The sequence below is a fragment of the Streptomyces sp. NPDC051180 genome (assembly GCF_040689545.1).
Taxonomy (GTDB): Bacteria; Actinomycetota; Actinomycetes; order Streptomycetales; family Streptomycetaceae; genus Streptomyces.
The window spans coordinates 129,191-147,669 of record NZ_JBFBBC010000012.1; the positions used below are offsets into that span (position 1 = coordinate 129,191).

General features: G+C 73.4%; 16 protein-coding genes. 6 read left to right on the forward strand and 10 right to left on the reverse strand.

All coding sequences use genetic code 11. The annotated features are described in order from the left end of the window. The first annotated feature begins 323 nt into the window (after positions 1-323). Entirely contained in the window at positions 324-1,952 is a 1,629-nt protein-coding gene (gene groL, locus AB0424_RS22220; RefSeq protein WP_366307986.1) for a chaperonin GroEL, read from the forward strand. A gap of 89 nt (positions 1,953-2,041) precedes the next feature. Here the strand turns inward: groL and AB0424_RS22225 are convergent, their stop codons facing one another. Continuing rightward, complete coding sequence (locus AB0424_RS22225; RefSeq protein ID WP_366307988.1) at positions 2,042-3,721, reverse strand: hypothetical protein; 1,680 nt, start codon at positions 3,719-3,721, stop codon at positions 2,042-2,044. Beyond that, the gene (locus AB0424_RS22230) at positions 3,711-5,333 is read right to left on the reverse strand and encodes a hypothetical protein (protein WP_366307990.1); all 1,623 of its coding nucleotides are present in this window, start codon (positions 5,331-5,333) and stop codon (positions 3,711-3,713) included. Before AB0424_RS22230 ends, AB0424_RS22225 begins: the two co-directional genes overlap by 11 nt. Positions 5,334-5,610: 277 nt before the next feature. Between AB0424_RS22230 and AB0424_RS22235 the strand changes: the two genes are divergently transcribed. Then, complete coding sequence (locus AB0424_RS22235) at positions 5,611-6,081, forward strand: SRPBCC domain-containing protein (RefSeq protein ID WP_366307992.1); 471 nt, start codon at positions 5,611-5,613, stop codon at positions 6,079-6,081. A 30-nt stretch (positions 6,082-6,111) separates the two neighbouring features. Here the strand turns inward: AB0424_RS22235 and AB0424_RS22240 are convergent, their stop codons facing one another. Then, the gene (locus tag AB0424_RS22240) at positions 6,112-6,855 is read right to left on the reverse strand and encodes a class I SAM-dependent methyltransferase (protein ID WP_366307994.1); all 744 of its coding nucleotides are present in this window, start codon (positions 6,853-6,855) and stop codon (positions 6,112-6,114) included. Between the two features lie 548 nt (positions 6,856-7,403). Here AB0424_RS22240 and AB0424_RS22245 point away from each other — a divergent pair. Further along, a complete protein-coding gene (locus AB0424_RS22245) occupies positions 7,404-8,687 on the forward strand; it encodes a lysine 2,3-aminomutase (protein WP_366307996.1) in 1,284 nt (427 codons plus the stop codon). Between the two features lie 37 nt (positions 8,688-8,724). Here AB0424_RS22245 and AB0424_RS22250 read toward each other — a convergent pair whose 3' ends face one another. Both AB0424_RS22250 and AB0424_RS22255 read right to left on the reverse strand, forming a co-directional pair. Further along, positions 8,725-9,465: a transporter substrate-binding domain-containing protein gene (locus AB0424_RS22250; protein ID WP_366307998.1), complete on the reverse strand. Its 741-nt coding sequence runs from the start codon at positions 9,463-9,465 to the stop codon at positions 8,725-8,727. A 9-nt stretch (positions 9,466-9,474) separates the two neighbouring features. Next, on the reverse strand, positions 9,475-10,407 hold the full coding sequence (locus tag AB0424_RS22255; RefSeq protein WP_366308000.1) for an aldo/keto reductase: 933 nt from the start codon (positions 10,405-10,407) through the stop codon (positions 9,475-9,477). Between the two features lie 163 nt (positions 10,408-10,570). On the opposite strand from AB0424_RS22255, the gene AB0424_RS22260 reads away from it, so the two are divergent. Next, positions 10,571-12,079: an alpha/beta hydrolase gene (locus tag AB0424_RS22260; RefSeq protein ID WP_366308002.1), complete on the forward strand. Its 1,509-nt coding sequence runs from the start codon at positions 10,571-10,573 to the stop codon at positions 12,077-12,079. 112 nt (positions 12,080-12,191) lie between these two features. Here the strand turns inward: AB0424_RS22260 and AB0424_RS22265 are convergent, their stop codons facing one another. The 3 genes from AB0424_RS22265 to AB0424_RS22275 form a co-directional block, all read right to left on the reverse strand. Continuing rightward, positions 12,192-13,706 (reverse strand): PTS transporter subunit EIIC, encoded by a 1,515-nt coding sequence (locus tag AB0424_RS22265; RefSeq protein ID WP_366308004.1) that lies wholly within the window; start codon positions 13,704-13,706, stop codon positions 12,192-12,194. A gap of 43 nt (positions 13,707-13,749) precedes the next feature. Beyond that, positions 13,750-14,688 (reverse strand): N-acetylmuramic acid 6-phosphate etherase, encoded by a 939-nt coding sequence (murQ, locus tag AB0424_RS22270; RefSeq protein ID WP_366308006.1) that lies wholly within the window; start codon positions 14,686-14,688, stop codon positions 13,750-13,752. Positions 14,689-14,815: 127 nt separating this feature from the next. Then, entirely contained in the window at positions 14,816-15,733 is a 918-nt protein-coding gene (locus AB0424_RS22275; protein ID WP_366308008.1) for a MurR/RpiR family transcriptional regulator, read from the reverse strand. 112 nt (positions 15,734-15,845) lie between these two features. Here AB0424_RS22275 and AB0424_RS22280 point away from each other — a divergent pair, with 112 nt between their 5' ends. Further along, positions 15,846-16,202, forward strand: coding sequence for a hypothetical protein (locus AB0424_RS22280; RefSeq protein ID WP_366308010.1), 357 nt, complete (start codon positions 15,846-15,848; stop codon positions 16,200-16,202). Between the two features lie 25 nt (positions 16,203-16,227). Then, positions 16,228-16,497 carry a DUF4031 domain-containing protein gene (locus AB0424_RS22285; RefSeq protein WP_366308012.1) on the forward strand — a complete coding sequence of 90 codons (270 nt, stop codon included), beginning with the start codon at positions 16,228-16,230 and terminating at the stop codon, positions 16,495-16,497. Between the two features lie 69 nt (positions 16,498-16,566). On the opposite strand, the gene cpt is transcribed toward AB0424_RS22285, so the two are convergent. Continuing rightward, a complete protein-coding gene (gene cpt / locus AB0424_RS22290; RefSeq protein ID WP_366308145.1) occupies positions 16,567-17,088 on the reverse strand; it encodes a chloramphenicol phosphotransferase CPT in 522 nt (173 codons plus the stop codon). A gap of 52 nt (positions 17,089-17,140) precedes the next feature. Continuing rightward, positions 17,141-18,355, reverse strand: coding sequence for a Cmx/CmrA family chloramphenicol efflux MFS transporter (locus AB0424_RS22295; protein ID WP_366308147.1), 1,215 nt, complete (start codon positions 18,353-18,355; stop codon positions 17,141-17,143). Positions 18,356-18,479: the final 124 nt, after the last annotated feature.

Sequence of the window (18,479 nt, forward strand, 5' to 3'; positions counted from 1 at the left end):
GGACCCCTCGCGCGTTCCCCCGCCCTCACGCGCGCCCCCGCACGCCCCTCCCGCCACATCCCGATCGTCGAGAGTCGCTTGCACCCTCCCGTCACCCGACCGCCGCCCCTCAAGGACGTTCCTTCGGAACGGCTTGCACTCTCCTATGCCGAGTGCTAATCATTGGCGTTAGCACTCGGAAGGTGAGAGTGCTTACGAGGATCGGGCAGATGAGGCCCGCGGCCAGGTGGGGCAAGGAACCATCGGGCACGCAGGCCGTCCGTCGCGGGCGTCGGCGCGGTCCTGGAGCGTTATCCACCCCATGTCCGGGAGGACCACTTCACATGGCCAAGATCATCGCGTTCGACGAGGAGGCCCGGCGCGGTCTCGAGCGCGGCATGAACCAGCTCGCTGACGCCGTCAAGGTCACCCTCGGCCCCAAGGGCCGCAACGTCGTCCTCGAGAAGAAGTGGGGCGCCCCCACGATCACCAACGATGGTGTCTCCATCGCCAAGGAGATCGAGCTCGAGGACCCGTACGAGAAGATCGGCGCCGAGCTGGTCAAGGAAGTCGCCAAGAAGACGGACGACGTCGCCGGCGACGGTACGACCACCGCCACCGTCCTCGCCCAGGCGCTCGTCCGCGAGGGTCTGCGCAACGTGGCCGCCGGTGCCAACCCGATGGCCCTCAAGCGCGGTATCGAGAAGGCCGTCGAGGCCGTCTCGGGCGCCCTGCTCGAGCAGGCGAAGGATGTCGAGACCAAGGAGCAGATCGCTTCGACGGCCTCCATCTCCGCCGCCGACACCCAGATCGGCGAGCTCATCGCCGAGGCGATGGACAAGGTCGGCAAGGAAGGCGTCATCACCGTCGAGGAGTCCCAGACCTTCGGTCTGGAGCTGGAGCTCACCGAGGGCATGCGCTTCGACAAGGGCTACATCTCGGCGTACTTCGCCACCGACATGGAGCGCATGGAGGCGTCGCTCGACGACCCCTACCTCCTGATCGTCAACTCCAAGATCTCCTCGGTGAAGGACCTGCTCCCGCTCCTGGAGAAGGTCATGCAGTCGGGCAAGCCGCTGCTGATCATCGCCGAGGACGTCGAGGGCGAGGCCCTGTCGACCCTGGTCGTCAACAAGATCCGCGGCACCTTCAAGTCCGTCGCGGTCAAGGCCCCGGGCTTCGGCGACCGTCGCAAGGCCATGCTGAACGACATCGCCATCCTCACCGGCGGCACGGTCATCTCCGAGGAGGTCGGCCTCAAGCTGGAGAACGCGGGCCTCGACCTGCTGGGCCGAGCCCGCAAGGTCGTCATCACCAAGGACGAGACCACCATCGTCGACGGTGCCGGTGACAGCGAGCAGGTCGCCGGTCGCGTGAACCAGATCCGCGCCGAGATCGAGAACTCCGACTCGGACTACGACCGCGAGAAGCTCCAGGAGCGCCTGGCGAAGCTCGCCGGCGGCGTGGCGGTCATCAAGGCCGGTGCCGCGACCGAGGTCGAGCTCAAGGAGCGCAAGCACCGCATCGAGGACGCCGTTCGCAACGCGAAGGCGGCCGTCGAGGAGGGCATCGTCGCCGGCGGTGGCGTCGCCCTGCTCCAGGCGTCGAACGTCTTCGAGAAGCTCGAGGCCGACCTCACGGGTGACGAGGCCACCGGCGCGAACATCGTGAAGCTGGCCCTCGAGGCCCCGCTGAAGCAGATCGCGGTCAACGCCGGCCTCGAGGGCGGCGTCGTGGCGGAGAAGGTCCGCAACCTGCCCGTCGGCCACGGCCTGAACGCCGCGACCAACGAGTACGTCGACCTCATCGCCGAGGGCATCATCGACCCGGCGAAGGTCACGCGCTCCGCGCTGCAGAACGCCGCGTCGATCGCCGCGCTGTTCCTCACCACCGAGGCCGTCATCGCCGACAAGCCGGAGAAGGCGTCCGCGCCGGCCGGCGGCGGCATGCCGGGCGGTGACATGGACTTCTGATCCTCCGGGATCGGTTGTTCATCGCTGAACGCGACCGAGGGCGGCACCCCCACCGGGGGTGCCGCCCTCGGGCGTGTGCGGGGCGGTGATCAGCGCACGTCGACGTAGTCCGGTGCGGCGACCGGCGCGTGGAAGTGCGTGGCGTCGCCCCAGTACCGGATGCGCCAGCTGCCGTCGACGGTGGCCTTCGCCTTCAGCGTGACCTTGCCGGTGGACGCCGAGCGGCCGGTGGCGACGTTGCGCCAGGTCGTCGAGCCCTTCGCCAGGAACTGCAGGGCGACGGCCCCGTTCCCGTACGCCCGCCAGGCGCCGCCCGTGTAGTGCTGGAGGGTGGCGGTGGTGGTGAGCGTGCCGCCCTTGGCGACCGGCTCGGGACCGGCGTTCAGGCCGATGACCCGGGCCTCGGTGCGGGCCAGCCGGAAGACGGCGCTCGTGGTCCCGGCGAAGACGTCGGTCTCCGGGTGCCGGAAGCGGTAGTAGCCGCCGCGGCTGGCCGCCGTCATGGTGGTGGCGTAGTAGTTGCTCGCCGTGGAGAGGGCGATCCGGCGCCAGCCGGTGCGGCCGTCCGGCGAGACCTCCAGGTAGAGCGGCTCGTCGAAGTACGCCTCGGCGTCGTACGTGGCGCGCAGGGTACCGGTCGCGGTGACCTTGCCCTCGTTGGTCAGGACACGGGACCCGAGGATGATCCGGGCCTCCTGCGGCATGACGAGGCGTCCGCCGACCGCGGTGCCGAAGCTCTGGTACGGATCGACCGGGACGGCGGCCCAGCTGTCGACGCGGAGCCCCGGGAGGGCCGGGATCGTCGCCGTGAAGCGGCCGTCGGCGTCGGTGGTGACGGTCTTGGCGAAGCCGCTCATCAACGTGCTGTACCAGGACGGCCCGACCTGGACCTGCTGGCCCGCGAGGGGCGTCCCGCCGTTCTGAGGGTCGGTCATCCGGCCGGTGACGACCGCCTGCTGCCCGGGAAGCACCCGGACGCGGTCGGCGGTGGCCTGGACGGACACGGTGTGCGGGCGCACGGAGTAGAGGGTGTGGGTGTACGCGACGCTGCCGTGCACCTCCTCGCTCTCCTCGGCGAAGGCGACCCGGAAGTCGTCGCCCGGCCTGGCGACCGTGTACGCCTGGCCGGTGAAGGCGCCCGTCTCCGTGGTGACGGCCGACTGCACGGGGCCCGCCTCCGGCGTGATCCGCCGGATGTCGACGGACCGGCCGGTGATCGGGACGAGGTCGCCCGAGCCGGGCTGGACACCGGTCAGGGTCCCGCTGGGGACGGTGGTGCGGTCGTCCCAGCCGGGGGTGGAGAGGCCGAACTCCAGCTGCGGCTTCAGCGTGAAGTCGAGCGTGCCGGCGTCGGTGCGGGTGCCGGTGTTGCCCTGCGAGTCGGTGGCCGTGACGTCGAGGGAGTACCGGCCGAGCGCGGGCAGCGTGCCGCCGTCCTCGGTGAGCTTCAGGGGGTCGGCCGAGGTCAGTCCGAAGCGGCCCTTGACCCACGAGTACTCGGGGAGCGAGGGGATCTCGGCGACGACGGTGTCGCCCTTGCGGATCGTCACGGCGACCTTGGTCACCGTGACGCCGGGGACGTCGGTCCAGGCCGCCACGTGGAAGATGCCGCGCTGCTGGTCGTCGGTGACGGCGGGACCGATGGACACCGGGGACGGGGCGGGCGCGTCGGCGGCCTGCGCCGGGGTGCCGGCGGTGCCGAGGAGCAGGGCGGTGGCGACGGCCGCCGCGAGCGTGGTGGCGGAGGTCCGCCGCAGGTCAGAGCGCATCGATGTACTTCACCTTCGTCTCGCTGTGGAAGTAGCCGCTCGCGGACTGCTTCACCATCGCCCAGGTGCCGTCGCCGTAGTTGGTGGCGCGGAAGCTGAAGGAGCCGTTGCTGCCGGTGGCGACGTCGCGGGTGACCCAGTACCACTCCGAGTAGCCCTTGGGCTTGAACACGAGCATGACCTTGGCGCCCTTGAGGGGCCGCCAGGCGCCGCTCGTGTACTGCTGGAGGGTGCCGGAGACGGTCATCTTGGCGTTCACGCGGGGCCGCGAGGGGCTGATGGTGAAGGCGGAGAAGCGGGTCGGGATGCGGCTGAGCCGGATGGTGCCGGTGACCTTGCCGACGAGCTGGTCGGTCTCGTAGTGGTACAGCCGGTACATCGCGTTGTGGTAGGCGCGGGCGGAGATGTCGAACGGGCAGCCGCCCTCGGTGCCCCCCTCGGCCTTGCCGTTGGCCAGGTTCCTCCAGGTGCGGCCGTTGTCCAGGGACGCCTGGAGGAAGACGTACTGGTCCCAGCAGACGAAGGTGTTCGCGGACACCTTGCCGGTGGCGCGGACCGTGCCGTACTCGTCGAGCGCGACGCGGACGCCGCCCCAGGCGAACTGCTGCGGGACGGCGATGGCCCCCTGGTCGTAGGCGCGCGAGGCGTAGTACACCGACGGCGCGAGCGAGGTGTACACCTGCGTCGTGTGCGAGGCGCGCGCCGGGTACGAGAAGGAGCCGTCGGCCGCCGCCGCGCCACTGCCCATGAGGCCGGAGACCCCGAGGGAGGCGGACTCGGGCTTGCCGGAGGTGGTGATGAGCGGCGCGCCCGCGTACGGCTTCCAGCCGTCGGGGGTGAGGCGCTCGACGCGGCCGGTGACGGTGACGTTCGTGCCCGCCTGGACCCGGTACTTGTTCAGGTCGGCGGTCAGCCGGTACGAGGTCTTCTCCACGCCGACCTCGGGGACGGCCGCGGGCAGGGTGGCCACCGTGTCGGCGTTCGGGGCGACGACGACGGCGGTGCCGCCGCGGACCTCGGCGTTCGGGGAGAACGGCAGCGAGAAGGCGCCGTCCTCACCGGTGGTGGCCTTGACCGTCAGCGTCTTCCAGCCCTCGGCGACGAGCTGGAGCGTGACGTCGACCCCGGTGCCCGGGAGGGCGGGCGCGGTGGCCCCGGTGACCGGGTCCCAGGTGGTGGCGCGGCCGGAGAGGACGACCTTCCGCTCGGCGAGGCTGGTGGTCTTCCGGTCGAAGGCGAGTCCGGAGACGCCGGCGTGCAGCTTGTGGACGTAGGTGCCGCCGGTCCACCGCTGGGCGGTGCCGCCGGGCTGGCGGTACTCGACGACGACCGGGTAGGTGCCGTACGGCGTGCCGTCGGGCAGCCGCGGCGCCGTGTCGGAGACGTGTCCGTAGGGCCGGCCGGTGTCGTTGTCCCCGGCCTGCCAGGTCAGGGCGTCGGTCGACGCGAGCACCGTGGCGTCGGGGCCGGTGGAGGACATGATGCTGGCCTTCACCCACAGCGGATCGCCGCTGATCCGGACGCCGATCCTGGCGTCGTCGGTGGTGAAGGTGGCGGTCACGTCGGTGGCCGCGTGGGCGGCCGGTGCCGTGATGACGGCGGGCACGGCCATACCGGCCGAGAGTGCGAAGACGGCGGCCGCACGGACAAAGGCGTGCGGAAGCCTGCGCGTGGTGCGCGGCAAGAGGGACCCCCCACAGGTCTGAGATGGCGGCTTCGCCGTTGGTCGAGGCGGCCGCGTAGCAGGAACCTTAGCGCTCACGTGTTGAACATGTTCATTCGCTTTACGGGAGTGCCGGGGTGATCCTGGAATGAGCAGGAGAGGCGTCCGGGGGCGGTTTCGGTGCTTTCGGCGCCTGCGGTGTGCGGAACCGGAAGGGGTCGCGGCCATGGTCACCCTGATGACGACACCGGCCGATCGCGAGCTGGTCGTCACCCGCACCTTCGACGCCCCGCCGGGCCGGGTCTGGACGGCGTGGACGAGCCCCGAGCACGTCCGCCGGTGGTACGGGTCGGTCGCCCTGACCACGACGGTCGTCGAGATCGACCTGCGCCCGGGCGGCGCCTGGCGATGGGGGCAGACCGCGCCCGACGGCCAGCAGATCGTCTTCTCCGGCGTCTACGAGGACATCGTCCCGACCGAACGGCTCGACTACACCGAGGTGTTCGAGCAGATGCCGGACGCCCTGCCGGTCCGCGTGACCCTCGCCTTCGACGCCACCCCCGACGGCGGCACGGCCCTGACCAGCACCTCCTTCTGGCCGTCGAACGACATCAGGGACCAGGCTCTGGCCGCGGGCATGGAGGCGGGGGTGCGGGAGCAGTACGACCGGCTCGCGGAGTACCTGACGTCGATGTGAGACCCCGGCGCTCGGGCGAGGGCGCCTCGCCTACGCGGGGCGCCGGAACAGGGCCGTCCAGAGGAAGGACTCCCCGAACGCGGGGGAGTCGGCCGGCTCGTCGCGCATCCGGCGCAGCTCGACCTCCGTCAGCCCGGCGAAGATCGACCGCAACTGGACGTCCGTGTAGGCGAGTCCGCCCTCCAGGCTCCCGCGCCGGTAGAACTCGGCGTCCGGCAGCTCCGATCCCATGCCGCCCTCGCCGGCCGCGAACGAGGTCAGGGCGAAGTGTCCGCCGGGTGCCAACACCCGGTCCAGGAGTGCCAGATAGCCGGCCCGGCGGTGCGGTGGCAGATGGTGGAAGCACCCCGAGTCGTACACCAGATCGTAGGGCCCGTCGAGCGCCGCCGTGAAGGCGTCCCCGCACACGAACCGGATGCCGACGGCCCCGGCCGCGCGCGCCCGCTCCCGCGCCCATCCGATCGCGGTCGCGGACAGGTCGACCGCGTCCACCCGGTAGCCGAGCGACGCGAGGTGGAGGGCGTTCCGTCCCGGCCCGCACCCCAGGTCCAGGGCCCTGCCCCGGACGGGCGGCAACTCCCTTTCCCCGTAGGCCACCAGGTTCTCGTCCGGCTTCTCCACGAAGAACGGCACGGGCTTCCCCCGGTCCTCGTAGAACCCGTCCCACCACGCGGCGCCACCCTCGGTCCACCGGTCCCCGCCTCCGGCGAACAGGCCGTCGAGCATCTCCAGAACATCGTCGATCGTGCGCACGCCACGGTCGTTCCCACCCATGCGGATCTCCCCTCCGAGTTCCCCTCCAGATTAGTGGCGGGAGCCACGAAAGCCCAGGTCAGAGTGGGTGTGTCGATCCCGTGTGCGCTCCTTGCGCGGTGTCCGGCGAGGGTCTCGGGCCCCGGCCCCCGCCAGGGCCCGCCCGGCCCCGTGGCCCCGCTTCCCGGGCCGTGAAGGGGCCCTTCCGGGCGGTGCGCGGGGCACTTTCCCGAGTGGTCCGGGTGGCCGGGGCCTTGGCCGCACGGGGCGGGCGGGGGCAGGGAGGAAAGGCGTCAATCTGGCGGACGGTCCGGTTCCGTGGAGCGGCCGAAAGTCCTCGGGTTTGAACCGGGTGGTACCCGCGCGGACCGGTCCTGCGGGACGGCGGGACGGGCGCGGCGCTGTCCGGTAGGCGGTGCACGGGATTGGCCGGACTGCCGGGTTGCCGTCGACTCCGGTGACCGGTAGGGGCATTGGCGGGGGGCGGACGGGCTGCCCATCATCGTGCGGGGTGGGTGGGACGGAGGGGCGGTCGGGTGGCCGACGGAGGTGCGGGGGGTGGGGGACGGATGAGTTCGTTCACCGGGCAGCGCTTGGGCAGGCTCATCGCGGAGCGGACCGGGCAGCCGGGGCTCGGGCACGACGCCGAGGTCGTCGGGAGGGTGCTGCCGTTCAAGGTCAGCGCGCACGTCGTCGACGAACTGGTCGACTGGGACCGGGCGCCGGACGACCCGCTGTACCGGCTGGTGATGCCGCACCGGGACATGCTCGCGCCCGCGGACTTCGCCGCCGTCGAGGCGGCGCTGCGGGACGGCGACCGGGTCAGGCTGCGGCTGGTCGTGGACGGGCTGCGGGAGCGGCTCACCCCGCATCCGGGCGGCCAGCTCCATCTGAACGTGCCCGAGGACGGCCGGGGGCTCCGGCACAGGTACCCGGAGACGCTTCTCGTCTTCCCACGCCAGGGGCAGACCTGCCACGGCTACTGCGCGTACTGCTTCCGCTGGCCGCAGTTCACCGGTGACACGGAGCGGCGGCAGGCGGTGGACGGGCCGGGGGCGGCGGACGCGTACCTCGCGGGCCACCCGGAGGTCACCGACGTGCTGCTCACCGGCGGCGACCCGCTCGTCCTGCGGGCCGAGCTGCTCGACACGTACGTCGCCCCGCTCCTGGCCCGGCCCCACGTCCGCACGGTCCGCATGGTCACCAAGGCCGTGTCGTTCGCCCCGGAGCGCTTCCTCACCGCGCCCGACGCCGACGACCTGCTGCGCCTCTTCGAGCGGATCGTGACCTCGGGGCGGCACCTCGCCCTCATGCTCCAGGTCTCCCACCCCCGGGAGCTCCACCCGGAGCCGGCCCGGCGCGCCCTGCGCCGGCTGCGCGCCACCGGAGCGGTCCTGCGCACCCAGGCGCCCGTCGTCCGGCACGTCAACGACGACGCCGACGTGTGGGCCCGCATGTGGCAGGAGCAGGTCGAACTGGGCCTGGTGCCGTACTACATGTTCGTGGAGCGCGACACGGGACCTCGCCGCTACTTCGGCCTGCCGCTCGCCCGCGCCCTCGCCATCCACGCCGACGCCGCCCGCCGGGTGTCGGGGCTCGCCCGGACCGCGCGCGGCCCCGTCATGTCCACCGAGCTGGGCAAACTCGTCCTGGACGGCGTCGCCCACCTCCCCGGCGGTCCCGCCTTCGCCCTGCGGGCCCTCCAGGCCCGCGACCCGGCCCTGGTGGGGACCCTGGCGCACGCCCGCTTCGATCCCGCGGCCCGGTGGTGGGACGACCTCCTCCCGTACGGGCCGCGGGACCGGGTCCTCGTGCCGGGCAAGCCGCTGACCCTGGAGGGTGTGGTGGGGTAGCGGGTCGGGCGGGCGGCGCGGCGACGGGGCGGAGGCGTCAGGCGGGCGGGGCGGCGAGGGCCGCGTCCTGGCCGGAGCGGCGGAGCGCGTCCGCGACGAAACCGTTCGCCTTCAGCTCCTCGACGGTGTCGCGGAGGAAGGCGACGGTCCGCGGTGCGCGGCCGACCGTCGTGCCCACGGCCTGCCGGATCTCCATGAACCGCTCGTCGAGCAGCCGCACCTCCGGGTGCGCCGCGGCGTACGCGGTCATCGGCTGCCGGATGCCGGCGCCCGCCTCCAGGCCCTCGTCCCGGAAGGTGTCGACGCCCTCCTCGCCGCGCACGACGGTCGCGTGCGCGAGGGTCCTGGACAGGAAGAGGTCGTAGGCCGAGCCCTTCTTGACCCCGATCCGGACGCCGGGTGCGTCCACCTCCGCGACGTCGGTCAGCGTCGAGCCGCGCGGGACGGCGTACACGCCCTCGATGACCACGTACGGGGCGGTGAACGCGACCTCCGCCTCCCGCGCCGGGTCCACCGCCAGGAAGCAGAGGTCGGCCCGGCCGTCCGCCATCGCCTCGAACGACTTGCGCGCCGCGTCGAAGCAGAGCAGCTCCACCCCCGTCCCGAGCCGCGCCGCGATCTCCCGCGCCAGGTCCACGGTGATCCCGGCCGGGGCGTCGGGGGTGCCCTGGGCGAGCACGGGGTTCCCCAGGTTGACGGAGGCCCGGAGGGTTCCGGTGGGCGCGAGGTCGGCGACGACGTCGGGATGCGGGGCGCGGTGCGGGGTGCGGGGCGTCATGGCCGGAGTCTAGGCAGCAGTGCCCCGGTGCACCCGGTCGAGGCGGGCGAGTTCGTCGGGGGTGAGGCGCAGGGATCCGGCGGCGACGTTGGCGGCGAGGTGCGCGGGGTCGCCGGTGCCGGGGATGGCGAGGAGGTGGGGGCCCTGGTGGAGCGTCCAGGCGATCCGTACCTCCGCGGGGCCCACGCCGTGGGCGCGGGCGACGGCCAGGACCTCCTCGTGCTCGTCGGGGGTGGCGCCGGTCTCGCGGCCCGCGGCGGCGATCGCGTAGAACGGGACGAACGCGATGCCCTGCTCGCCGCAGTGCCGGACGAACGCGTCGTACTCGGGGCGGACCCCGATCCCGTACATGTTCTGCACGCAGACGACCGGGGCGATGGTGCGCGCCTCGGTGAGCTGGTCGGGGGTGACGTTGGAGAGGCCGAGGTGGCGGATGAGGCCGGCCTGCCGCAGGTCGGCGAGGGCGCCGAAGCGCTCGGCGATCGAATCCGTGCCGAGGACACGGAGGTTGACGACGTCGAGCCGGTCCCGGCCGAGCTGCCGCAGGTTCTCCTCGACCTGGGCGCGCAGCGCGGCGGGGGTGCGGGCGTGCTCGGTCCAGGCGCCCGAGAGGTCGCGGGCGGGCCCGACCTTGGTGGCGATGACGAGGTCGTCGGGGTACGGCCCGCCGAGCGCCGTGCTGATCAGCTCGTTCGCGGAGCGGAGCGGCGAGAAGTAGAAGGCCGCCGTGTCGATGTGGTTCACCCCGAGTTCGACCGCCGTGCGCAGGACGGCGATCGCCTCGTCACGGTCCCTCGGGACGGCGTTCTCGACGAGCGCCGGGCCGCGTTGGGGCAGCCGCATGGCGCCGAAGCCGACGCGGTGGACGGTGAGGTCGCCGCCGAGGGTCCAGGTGCCGGAGGCGGAGGCGTGGGCCGGGGTGGTCGCGCGGGTCGTGGTCATGCCGGGGATGATCTCCCGGCCGGGCCCGCGGTGCCACCGGGTTCTCCTGGGGCGGCGCCGTTCCCGGGGGCCAACGGGACTCGTGGAGTGGGGGGTTGACCCCACCCCGCACCGGCGTGCCTGCCGGATGGGGCGGCGGAGGCCGGTGCGTGAGGCTGTGCGCATGACGACGAACCGTGGACGCAAGGCCCTGATGCTTGCCCTCTCCGCCGCCGCCGTGGCCGGCGCCGGACTCGCCGGCGGCGGGGCCGCCTCCGCCGCCGCTCCCGCCGGCGCGGCGGAGGGACTCGTGTGGGGGGAGTGCGCGCCGGCGGTGAAGCCGCTGCCCGGCCAGGAGTGCGCGACCCTCTCCGTACCCCTGGACTACGCCCGGCCCGACGGCGAGCGGATCGGCCTGGCCGTGGCACGGCTGCGCAGCACGCGGCCCGAGGTCCGGCGCGGGACGCTCATGGTGATCCCGGGCGGGCCCGGGAGCTCCGGGGTGCAGCGGCTCGGCCAGAAGGGCGCCGCGCTGGCGGCGGAGATGAACGGGGCCTACGACCTGGTGGCGTTCGACCCGCGGGGCGTCGGCGGGTCCGCGAAGGCCCGGTGCGGTTTCGATGAGGACGACCGGCGCCTGGTGACCCTGCGGTCGTGGCCCGCGGCGGACGGCGGCATCGGGGAGAACGTCGCCCGCTCGCGCCGCATGGCGGAGGCGTGCGCCCGCAACGGCGGGGCGATGCTGCGCGGCCTGACGACGGCGAACCAGGCGCGGGACCTGGACCGGCTGCGGCAGGCGCTCGGCGAGCGGAGGCTGTCGGCGTGGAGCGTGTCCTACGGGACGTACGTCGCGGCGGTGTACGCGGAGAAGTTCCCCGGGCGGACCGACCGCTGGGTCCTGGACAGCAGCGCCGACCCGGACCCGGGGCGGGTCGCCCGAGGCTGGCTCGCGGACATGGCGCGGGGCGCCGAGGACCGCTTCCCCGACTTCGCCGCCTGGGCGTCGGACCCGGCCCGTCCGGCCGCGCTGCGTCTGGCCGAACGCCCCGAGGACGTGCGCCCGTTGGTGCTGGACCTCGCGGCCCGTCTGGACCGCGAGCCGCGTCCGTCGACGACGGCCGGCGTGCCGCTCACCGGCACCGGGCTGCGTCAGGCCCTCCAGCAGGCCCTGTATTCCGACACCGCCTTCGAGTCCTTCGCCCGGCTGGTGTCCCAGGCCCTCGACCCGCGGGGGGTGCCGGTGCTGCCGCCGGAGCTGACCGGACCGATGCCGGACGAGGCCGCGACCGTCAGCGTCGGCGTGATCTGCAACGACGTGGACTGGCCGCGTTCCGTCCCGGCGTACCAGCGGGCCGTCGCCGCCGACCGGGTGCTCCACCCGCTCACGGCGGGCATGCCGGCGAACATCACGCCGTGCTCCTTCTGGAAGGGCGGAGCGGTGGAGAAGCCGACGCGGATCACCGACCGCGGCCCCTCGAACGTCCTCATGATCCAGAACCTGCGCGACCCGGCGACCCCGTACGCGTCCGGTCTGAGGATGCGCGCGGCCTTCGGCGACCGCGCCCGGCTCGTCTCCGTCGACAAGGGCGGCCACGCCGTCTACCTCGGCAGCGGCAACGCGTGCGGCGACCGGGCGGTGACCCGCTTCCTGACGGAGGGCGTGCGCCCGGCGGAGGACGTCCTCTGCCGGTAGGCGGGACGGCCGGGGGCGCGGGGACCCGGTGCGTACGGGAGGGGCCCGGCGGACGGTCGTCCGCCGGGCCCCTCCCGCGTGCTCTCCGGTCCCTGCCGGAGCGCCGTCCGCGTCAGACCTTCACCGGCTCGGGCTCCGGCCCGGCCCCCTGGGTCGGCGCCGCGGGCGCGGCCGGGGTGCCGGCCGCCACCGGGGCGGTCTCCGGCTCCGCGTCCGTCTCCACGTCGAACTCCTCCAGGAGCTCCTTGCCGAAGCCCCAGAAGTACGTCGCCGCGAAGCCGACCAGGTAGCCGACGAGGAGTCCGCCGCCGTAGATCGCGATCGTCGCGCCGAGGCCCTTGTTGCCGTCGAGGAGCGGGAAGAGCGCCCAGCCGGAGGGGCCGATCGCGGTCGAGCCGACCTTGTCGCCCAGCATGCTGAAGAAGCCGATGAACGCGCCGCCGGCCGCGCCGCCGAAGCAGGCGGTGACGAACGGGCGGCCCAGGGGCAGGGAGACGCCGTAGATGAGCGGCTCGCCGACGCCGAGGAAGCCGGCCGGGAGTGCGGACTTGATGGTGCGGCGGATGGAGCCGTTGCGGGGGAGCTTCAGGTAGACGGCCATGGCCGCGCCGACCTGGCCGGCGCCCGCCATCGCGAGGATGGGGAGCAGGACGGTGTACCCCTGCTGCTCGATGAGCGTGGTGTGGATCGGGATGAGCGCCTGGTGCAGGCCGAGCATCACCAGCGGCAGGAACAGGCCGCCGAGGACGAGCCCGGCGCCGGCGCCGGCGTGGACGAGGAGCCAGTCGGCGCCGTCGCCGATGGCCTGGGAGATCTCGCCGGCGACGAACATCAGGCCGAAGACGGTGACGAGGCCGGAGATGAGCACGGTGAGCGTCGGGGTGACCAGGACGTCGAGGGACTCCGGCACCCAGCGGCGGCACCACTTCTCCACGTACACGGCGAGGACCGCGGCGCCCAGCGCGCCGAGGACGCCGCCCTGGCCGGGGGAGAGCGTCTGGCCGAAGACGTCGACCTTGGCGACGCCCGCGAAGACGATGATGGAGGCGACCGCGCCGCCGAGGATCGGCGTACCGCCGAACTCCTTGGCCGTGTTGTACCCGACGAAGACCGCGATGAGCGCCATGAAGCCGCTGGCGATGGCGGCGAGCGCGGGCGTGACGCCGGGCAGCCAGCCGAGGTTGACGAGCAGGCCGTTGAGACCGGCGATGATGCCGCAGCCGATGAGGGCGGGGATCAGCGGGACGAAGATGTTCGCGATCCTGCGGAGGAAGAGCTTGAACGGGGTGGCGTTCTTCGCCTTCCGCTCGGCCCTCAGGGCCGCGCCCTGCGCCGCCAGGTCCTCGGCGGAGTGCGCGGGCCGCGGCGTCTCGGCCACCAGGGCCTCCAGCTCCGGGGTCACGCGGGCGACGGTGCCGGGGCCGAGGACGATCTGGTAGGTGTCGTCCTCCACCACGCCCATCACGGACGGCAGGGCCTTGAGGGCCTCGTCCTGGACGAGCGAGCGGTCGTGCAGACCCAGCCGGAGGCGGGTCATGCAGTGGGCCACGGAGCTGATGTTCCCGGCGCCGCCGACGAGGGGGAGGATCGCGGCGGCGATGGCGCGGTTCTTGTCGTCTGTGCTCATGGTGCGGTGGGCCTTGCTGTGAGGGGGTGCCGTGCGGTGGGGACTACGGGGTGGGCTCGGTGGCGTGCAGCGCCGCCCGCAGGTGGCCGCGGGAGTCCGTGAGCCGCCGGGCTGCGGTCGGGGCGTCGACCTCGGCGAGGATCATGAGGATCGCGTTCTTCACCTCGCCGTCGGCGGCGGCGAGCGCCGTCTCGATCTGCTCGTCGGGGGCGCCGGTGGCGAGGGCGACGATCCGCCGCGAGCGGGCCTGGAGCTTCTCGTTGGAGGCGCGGACGTCGACCATGAGGTTTCCGTAGGTCTTGCCGAGCCGGATCATCGTGATCGTCGAGATCATGTTGAGGACGAGCTTCTGCGCGGTGCCGGCCTTGAGCCGGGTGGAGCCGGTGAGGAGCTCGGGGCCGGGCACGACCTCGATGCCGTGCTCGGCGGCGGCGGCCAGCGCGCTGTCCGCGTTGCAGGACAGGCCGATGGTCAGGGCGCCGAGCGTCCGGGCGTGCTCGACGGCGCCGATGGCGTACGGGGTGCGGCCGGAGGCGGAGATGCCGACCACGGTGTCGTCGGCGGTGAGGCCGAGTTCCGTGAGGTCCCGGACGGCCAGTTCCTTGGAGTCCTCGGCGCCCTCGACGGCCTTGACCATGGCGGACGGGCCGCCCGCGATCAGGCCGACGACCTGGGCGGGGTCGGTGTTGAAGGTGGGCGGGCACTCGCTGGCGTCGAGGACGCCGAGGCGGCCGGCGGTGCCGGCGCCCAGGTAGAGGAGCCGTCCCCCGCGGGCCATGCGCTCGGCGGTGGCGTCGATCGCGGCGGCGATGGCGGGGAGCTGCCGGGCGACGGCGGCGGGGACGGTCCGGTCCTCGTCGTTCATCGTCCGGGCGATGTCCAGGGTCGGGAGCTGGTCGATCTCGGCGAGCTCCGGCCGGAACGCCTCCGTGGTGAGGGTGGCGAGCTGGGCGCGGAGTTCGGAGTACGTGGAAGCGGACATGTGCGGCTCTTTCGGTGCGTGGACGTCGTCGGCGGCGTTGGCGTCGACGTATGACGCTCGGCGGGCTGGTCGGGGTACGGGTCGGTGCGGGGTCGGAGGGCGGGCGGCGGCCGGGTCGGCCGGCGGGTCAGCGGGTGCGCGGGGAGTGGCGGTGGGCGAGGGCCTCGTAGGAGGCGGCGAGGGCAGGGGCCGCCGTCTCGTACGTGCGCTGCGTCACGCAGGTGAACAGGCAGTCCACGACCAGGAGTTGACTGGTCCGGGACGACATGGCCGCGGGCCGCAGTTCGCTCTCGCGGGCGGTGGAGGTGGTCAGCACGTGATCCGCGTACTGGGTGACGGGGCCGTCCGGGCGGCCGGTGATCGCGACGGTGGTGGCGCCGTGGTCGAAGGCGACCCGGAGCGGTTCTATGACGTCGCCGGTCGAGCCGGAGTGGGTGATGGCGAGGGCGACGTCGCCGGAGCGGAGCTGCACGGCGTTGGTGACCGCGAGGTGCGGGTCGCTGTGGGCGTGTGCGATCAGCCCGATGCGCAGGAGCTTCTGCGCGAGGTCCTGGGCGACGAGGCCGGAGGCGCCGACGCCGTAGATGTCGACGCGGCGGGCGGTGGCGAGGGCGGCGACGGCGGCGCCGAGCTGGACGGTGTCGAGGCCGGCCGCGGTGTCGGCGAGGGTCTGCTGCTCGTCGTGGGCGAGCTTGGCGACGACGTCGGCGATCGGGTCGTCGACGGCGATGTCGGCGGTGACGGCGGGCGCGCGGCCGGACTGCTGCTGGGCGGCGAGGCCGGCGAGGGCGAGGCGCAGGTCGCGGTAGCCGGGGTAGCCGAGGAGGCGGGCGGTGCGGACGACGGTCGCCTCACTGGTGCCGGTGAGCTCGGCGAGGCCGGTGACCGTGAGGGCGGCGCAGCCGGCCGGGTCTCCGGCGACGGCTTCGGCGACCCGCTGCATGGAGCGGGTCATGGAGGGTGCGAGGGTGCGCACCTTGGCCGCGAGCGCGGCGGGCGGCGGCGGCGCGTCGCCGGTGAAACTTTCCTTCACGTCATTGGTCACAACTGAAAGATACTTTCGGCCGCCGGGCCCGACAAGACCCCTTCGGTCCCGGAGGGGTCCCGGATTCCGCCGGGACCTTCGTCCTGGCCCCGGGCCGGGTGACAATGAGGGCATGGACGACATCGACCCCGTGGAGCAGGCCCTGCACACCGCCCGCGCCCTGGTGCTGGCCGACCTCGCCGCCCGCGAGGTCGCCGCCGCCGACGTCGTCTCGATGGTGGAGGAATCCGTCGCCCACCGGCGCTGGTGGGTCGAGCAGTGGCCGGAGGGCCGCACCTACGTCGCCGGTCTCGTCGCCCAGGACGTCCAGGACGCCCTCCTCGAACGGTACGGACGCTGGCCCCTCTGCCCCGTCTGCTCCACCGGCGGCCCCCACGCCCTCGACGTCGAACCCGAACTCGGCCCCGACCCCCACTGGGTCTGCGCCGAGCAGGGCGTCGTGGTGGCCCCGGTGGGCGGTCTGACGTGAGGTGCCGACCGGAAGGACCCCGCGCGTGACCCTCTACATCGACCCGCCGACCTGGCCCGGCCACGGCCGTATGTGGTCCCACCTCGTCAGCGACGCCTCCTTCGAGGAGCTGCACGCCTTCGCCGCCTCGATAGGCGCCCCTCCCCGGGCCTTCGAGCGCGACCACTACGACATTCCCGCCGACCACTACGCCGCCGCCGTCGCCGGCGGCGCCGTCGAGGTCGGTTCCAAGGAGCTCCTCCGGCGCCTCACCACCGCCGGCCTGCGCCGCCCGAAGAGCCGCCCGGTCACGTAGGGCCTGCCTTCCGGGTCGGGCCACGTAGGGCCTGCCTTCCGGGTCGGGCCGGGCTCGCGGCCCCGTCCGTCAGCCCAGCCGGGCCGCGACGGCCCGGGCGCAGGCGAGGGATTCGGTGCGGGTGGTGTCGACCTCGACGTCGTAGGTGACGCCTTCGTGGACGACGGTCGACTGCCGGGCGGCCATGCCGGGGGTGCGGTCGCCGCGGGCGATCTCGCGGCCGGTGGCGACGTCGGGGTCGCAGCGGACGGCGACCCAGAGGGCGGGGAGGCCGTCGAGGGCGGTGCGCCAGCGCTGCTGGGAGGCGGCGCCGCCGAGGAAGACGTCGTCGACGATCACCCGGGCGCCGGCGCGGGCCATGGCGACGACGCCCTCGGTCCAGGCGGCTTCCAGGGCGCGGAACTCCTCGCCGACGCCGACGCCGCCGTCCTCGTCGAAGACGATCCCGCCCGGCGAGCCCCACATCTTCTTGGGCAGGGCGTCGACGAACGAGTCGCAGCCGAAGGTGAGCCAGGGGTCCGGCAGGACCGACTGGAGGCATCGGACGATGCCGGACTTGCCCGAACTGGAGGCGCCGTTGAGGATGATCATCCGAGTCGTCACGGGGTCACCGTACGGATTCGCACGGTGGCGCGCAGGGGGATTACAAGCGGGGCGGGTGCGGCGAGACCACCCGCTGGTCCGCGGGGGAGCCGGAGGCGACCACGCGGGTCCTCGACGTGTGGAGCCGCAGTGCGACGGCGGCCGTGCCGAGGCCGACGGCGGTCATGGCGGCGCCCGCCCAGGCGGTGGAGGCGAAGCCGAACCCGGCGTCGATGACGGTGCCGCCGAGCCAGGGGCCGCCGGTGTTGCCGAGGTTGAAGGCGGCGGTGGTGGTGGCGCCGGCCAGGGTGGGCGCGGCTCCCGCGACGTTGAACATGCGGGCGTTGAGGGCGGGCGCGGTGTAGAACGCGGAGACGCCGAGGAGGAAGGTCAGCACGATCGTGGCGGCCGGGCTGGACGCGAAGAGGGCCAGGGCGACCAGGAAGACGGTCGAGGCGGCGATGCCGCTGAGCATGACGCCGAAGAGGTGGGCGTCGGCGACGCGGCCGCCGATCGTCGTGCCGACGACGGCGCCGATGCCGAAGAGGGCGAGGACGCCCGAGACCCAGCCGTCGTCGAGGCCGGAGACGTCGGTGAGGAGCGGGGCGAGGTAGGAGAAGGCGCAGAAGACGCCGCCCGCGGCGAGGGCGGTGACGACGACCGAGAGGAGGACCTGGCGGTCGCGGTAGATGGCGACCTCGCGTCGCAGCCGGGGCCTGGTCTCGGGGAGCGGGATGTGCGGGATGCGGGTCACGACGCCGACGAGCGCGATCACGGAGGCCGCGCCGACCGCCCAGAACGCCGACCGCCAGCCGAGGTGCTCGCCGAGGAACGCCCCGGCGGGGACGCCGAGGACGTTGGCGATGGAGAGGCCGCCGATCATGACGGCCATGGCCCGGGCCCGTGCGCCGACGGGCACCATGGCGATGGCTACGGCCGCGCCGACCGCCCAGAATCCGGCGCAGGCGAGCGCGCTGACGATCCGCGAGGCGAAGAGGACGGCGTAGTTGGGGGCCAGCGCTCCCGCGACCTGGCCGAGGCCGAAGACGGTGATGAGCGCGACGAGGGTGGTCTTGCGGGGGAGTCTCAGCGTCGCGACGGCGAGGAGCGGCGCTCCGACGACCATGCCGATGGCGAAGGCGGATATGAGGAGGCCGGCGCGGGGGATGGAGACCCCCATGTCCTCCGCGATGGGCGGCAGGAGTCCGGACAGCATGAACTCGCTCGTGCCGAGCGCGAAGACGGAGAGCCCGAGGATGTAGACGGCCAGCGGCATGCGGCCGCCGGGCGCGGCGTCGGTGACGGATGTCGTGTGCTCGGCGGAGGAAGACGGCATGACATGCGTCAACGAGCGATTTGTTCCTGTCATTCCGGCTGGCGGGGGTGTCTTGCCATCCGAG

What these genes read in the sequence shown, in the direction of transcription:
- AB0424_RS22265 (WP_366308004.1), bottom strand. Translation starts at nt 13,706, where the DNA reads ATGAGCACAGACGACAAGAACCGCGCCATCGCCGCCGCGATCCTCCCC.
- cpt (WP_366308145.1), bottom strand. Translation starts at nt 17,088, where the DNA reads ATGATCATCCTCAACGGCGCCTCCAGTTCGGGCAAGTCCGGCATCGTC.
- AB0424_RS22225 (WP_366307988.1), bottom strand. Translation starts at nt 3,721, where the DNA reads ATGCGCTCTGACCTGCGGCGGACCTCCGCCACCACGCTCGCGGCGGCC.
- AB0424_RS22295 (WP_366308147.1), bottom strand. Translation starts at nt 18,355, where the DNA reads ATGCCGCTGGCCGTCTACATCCTCGGGCTCTCCGTCTTCGCGCTCGGC.
- murQ (WP_366308006.1), bottom strand. Translation starts at nt 14,688, where the DNA reads ATGTCCGCTTCCACGTACTCCGAACTCCGCGCCCAGCTCGCCACCCTC.
- groL (WP_366307986.1), top strand. Translation starts at nt 324, where the DNA reads ATGGCCAAGATCATCGCGTTCGACGAGGAGGCCCGGCGCGGTCTCGAG.
- AB0424_RS22255 (WP_366308000.1), bottom strand. Translation starts at nt 10,407, where the DNA reads ATGACCACGACCCGCGCGACCACCCCGGCCCACGCCTCCGCCTCCGGC.
- AB0424_RS22250 (WP_366307998.1), bottom strand. Translation starts at nt 9,465, where the DNA reads ATGACGCCCCGCACCCCGCACCGCGCCCCGCATCCCGACGTCGTCGCC.
- AB0424_RS22260 (WP_366308002.1), top strand. Translation starts at nt 10,571, where the DNA reads ATGACGACGAACCGTGGACGCAAGGCCCTGATGCTTGCCCTCTCCGCC.
- AB0424_RS22240 (WP_366307994.1), bottom strand. Translation starts at nt 6,855, where the DNA reads ATGGGTGGGAACGACCGTGGCGTGCGCACGATCGACGATGTTCTGGAG.
- AB0424_RS22280 (WP_366308010.1), top strand. Translation starts at nt 15,846, where the DNA reads ATGGACGACATCGACCCCGTGGAGCAGGCCCTGCACACCGCCCGCGCC.
- AB0424_RS22230 (WP_366307990.1), bottom strand. Translation starts at nt 5,333, where the DNA reads ATGGCCGTGCCCGCCGTCATCACGGCACCGGCCGCCCACGCGGCCACC.
- AB0424_RS22245 (WP_366307996.1), top strand. Translation starts at nt 7,404, where the DNA reads ATGAGTTCGTTCACCGGGCAGCGCTTGGGCAGGCTCATCGCGGAGCGG.
- AB0424_RS22235 (WP_366307992.1), top strand. Translation starts at nt 5,611, where the DNA reads ATGGTCACCCTGATGACGACACCGGCCGATCGCGAGCTGGTCGTCACC.